The sequence below is a fragment of the Hymenobacter mucosus genome, from assembly GCF_900188255.1.
Taxonomy (GTDB): Bacteria; Bacteroidota; Bacteroidia; order Cytophagales; family Hymenobacteraceae; genus Hymenobacter; species Hymenobacter mucosus.
The window spans coordinates 1-2,682 of sequence record NZ_FZNS01000029.1 but is presented as its reverse complement, the minus strand read 5'-3'; the positions used below and the strand labels follow the sequence as shown (position 1 = coordinate 2,682).

The 2,682-nt window shown below is 57.9% G+C and carries 4 protein-coding genes; 3 read left to right on the top strand and 1 reads right to left on the bottom strand.

Annotation, left to right across the window (positions count from 1 at the left end; genetic code table 11):
- Positions 1-106 precede the first annotated feature (106 nt).
- From CHB83_RS23385 to CHB83_RS24175, 3 genes are read left to right on the top strand one after another with little or no spacing between them, the layout of a single operon-like run.
- Positions 107-490, top strand: coding sequence for an ArsR/SmtB family transcription factor (locus tag CHB83_RS23385; protein WP_044017964.1), 384 nt, complete (start codon positions 107-109; stop codon positions 488-490).
- A complete protein-coding gene (gene merTP, locus CHB83_RS23380) occupies positions 487-1,104 on the top strand; it encodes a mercuric transport protein MerTP (RefSeq protein ID WP_044017963.1) in 618 nt (205 codons plus the stop codon). Before CHB83_RS23385 ends, merTP begins: the two co-directional genes overlap by 4 nt.
- Before the next feature lie 14 nt (positions 1,105-1,118).
- A complete protein-coding gene (locus CHB83_RS24175; RefSeq protein ID WP_071884577.1) occupies positions 1,119-1,352 on the top strand; it encodes a GDCCVxC domain-containing (seleno)protein in 234 nt (77 codons plus the stop codon).
- On the opposite strand, the gene CHB83_RS23370 is transcribed toward CHB83_RS24175, so the two are convergent.
- Positions 1,349-2,440 (bottom strand): IS110 family RNA-guided transposase, encoded by a 1,092-nt coding sequence (locus CHB83_RS23370; protein WP_245855421.1) that lies wholly within the window; start codon positions 2,438-2,440, stop codon positions 1,349-1,351. The two genes, CHB83_RS24175 and CHB83_RS23370, sit on opposite strands and share 4 nt — an antisense overlap.
- Positions 2,441-2,682: the final 242 nt, after the last annotated feature.

The following is a 2,682-nucleotide window of genomic DNA, read 5'->3' as shown; positions in this document are numbered from 1 at the left end:
TAGATACTGTGATGAAATGCAAGCAAAGACTGCGCTTTAGCTTAAAAAGAAGAAACTTTTTATTTTAGCAATTGCTTAAATTCGCAAGTAGTACCTTTGCATAACCATGACTAAAAAAGCTACTGCCTGCATCCGGGTATTCGCTGATACGGCCCGTATCGAGCAGTGCCAGGCGCGATTGGCGCACGTTGAGCCGGCCCTTCAGTCCCTGGCCTCGGTCCTAGCCCTGGCCGGCAACGAGGTGCGCCTAAAAATTCTGCTGCTACTGGCCGACGAACAGCAGTTGTGCGTGTGCGACATCGCCGACGTGCTGCAAATGACCGTCTCGGCCGTGTCCCAGCACTTACGCAAGCTCAAAGATGGGGGCGTGCTGCACGCCCATAAGGTCGGCCAGACCGTGTTTTATGCCCTCAGCCAACCGCATTTACCCATTCTGCAACCGCTATTGGCGGGCTTAGCGGCCACTCCTTCGCTTCAATCGGCCTTATGAATACTTCCCCTTCTTCCAACAAACCCCTGCTCGGGGCCGGCTTGGTGGCGGCGCTGGCCGCGTCGCTGTGCTGCATCACGCCGTTGCTGGCGGTCCTGGGGGGCCTGGGCGGCGTGGCCTCGGCCTTTGCCTGGCTCGAACCCCTGCGGCCCTACTCAGTAGCCCTTACCGTGGGTGCACTGGGCTTTGCCTGGTATCAGCAACTCAAACCAGCGCCGGCCGCCGATGCCTGCGGCTGCACAGTGGACACAAAACCCACCTTTATGCAGTCCAAGGTCTTCCTAGGTGTGGTAACGGTACTGGCGGCGCTGCTGCTGGCCTTCCCTTACTACGGGGCAAAGTTGTATCCCACCCCAGTCGCACCCGTTCCAGTGGCCGCAAGTGCAGCCGGACCGGTCTGGCAAACGGCGAACTACCGCATCGGGGGCATGACCTGCGACGCCTGCGCGAAACACGTCGAGCACGCGGTGCAGCAGCTGCCGGGCGTGCAGGCCGTGACCGTTTCCTACGACCAGGGCACAGCGCAAGTCCGCTTTGATGCGGCCAAAAGCCCCGCCGCGCAGGTCGCCCAAGCTATTAACGGCACTGGCTACAAAGTGCTGGCCACGAACTAACCTCCCCCTGCTCCATGCTTACGCTCGAACCAAAGGCCCCGTTGCTTACTTCCGTCCTAACGTGCCCGGTATGCGGCCACGCGCAAGCGGAGCAAATGCCGACCGACGCTTGTCAATATTTCTACGAATGCACGAGTTGCCACACGGTCTTGAAACCGCTGGCCGGTGATTGCTGCGTGTACTGCTCTTATGGCTCGGTGCCCTGTCCGCCCATTCAGGAACAAGGTTCAGGAAGTTGCTGCGGCTAAACTGGTGCTTTCTCGTTGGTTTCGGGGTGAACGGATTCGAGCGCTGCTGCTAATTCGTTAACTGCGGGGTGGTACTGCGGGTCGTACATCCGGTCATTTTTCCACAGAGAGTAGCAAAGCAGGAGGAGTTTGCGCATGACCGCAATCACACCAGGCTTGCCGTTGGGGTGTCTCGCCCGCAGTCGGGTATAGAAGGCCATCTGCTGCGGGTTGTAACGCAAGCTGCTGATAGCCGGTAGATAAAGGGCCGTACGCAAGCGTACGTTCCCTCGGCGCGAGATGCGCGTGGCTCCGGCAAACAGCCCACTTTGGCGTTGCACTACATCCAACCCGGCGTAGGAAGCCAGTTGCCGCTCGTTATCCACGAGCACGAAGCCGCTGGTTTCGGCGACGACCACGATAGCGGTGGTCAAACCGATGCCAGGCACACTCGTCAGCTGTCTCAACTTGCGACCAAGTTCGGGTTCCGCTTCCAGCAAGGCGGCGAGGTCCTGGTCAACGGCGAGCAACTGCTGCTGAATAAGTGTTTGTTGGGTGGCCAAGCGGGACAGGGAACGGGCATCGGGTTGATAGCTGTGCTGATAGGCATGGATTTTCACCTTGAGGCGTGCCCCATGTCCGGTTAAGCTTTGCCGCTCGCGGGCCAGCGCCCGTAATTGCCGTAAGGCTGGTGAGGGCGGTTGCCAGGCAGGCAAGGCACGCTCCAACCCGAGCCGGCAGAGTAAGCGCGCATCAAGTTGGTCCGTTTTGCTCTTTTGCTCGGTGCTCTGTGCAAAATGCTTCGCCTTGTTGGGGAGGAGCACGCTGAGTGCTTGCGCCTTATCACTTAGAAAATAGGCCAGTTCTTCGTAGTAGACGCCTGTGGCCTCTACTACAAACCAAATGGGAGCCGGCAGCACCGCTTGTTTTTCAGTCCAACTAAGCAAAGCAGCAAAGCCAGTCAGCGTGTTGTCGAATGATGTCTGTTTGCCGAAGCGCAGGTGCTGGCGGGCATCAATTTGCCCAAAACAGGCGACGAAAGTATCTTTCGCAATGTCGATGCCCACGACAAATTTGAGTGGGCTGGTGCAGGGATGGGCGGTAGGCATAAGGAAATGAAAAAAGGGGAAGAACTAGCCAGTCCGGTTTTTACCGCAACTCTCCTTGCACAAATGCGGGATGCCAACGCCGGGCTCCCTCCATACTGTTCAGTCTTCAGGCAAAAACGGGAAACGAGGCACAGTCTCTAACGCGCAATGTCAGGGCCGAAGCCCCGCATTTAGGGATAGTTGGTGACCTCGTTTCCTTTTCTGGCTACCCTTCTACGAAAGGCACTGTAATCATACAAGGG

What these genes read in the sequence shown, in the direction of transcription:
- merTP (WP_044017963.1), top strand. Translation starts at nt 487, where the DNA reads ATGAATACTTCCCCTTCTTCCAACAAACCCCTGCTCGGGGCCGGCTTG.
- CHB83_RS23370 (WP_245855421.1), bottom strand. Translation starts at nt 2,440, where the DNA reads ATGCCTACCGCCCATCCCTGCACCAGCCCACTCAAATTTGTCGTGGGC.
- CHB83_RS23385 (WP_044017964.1), top strand. Translation starts at nt 107, where the DNA reads ATGACTAAAAAAGCTACTGCCTGCATCCGGGTATTCGCTGATACGGCC.
- CHB83_RS24175 (WP_071884577.1), top strand. Translation starts at nt 1,119, where the DNA reads ATGCTTACGCTCGAACCAAAGGCCCCGTTGCTTACTTCCGTCCTAACG.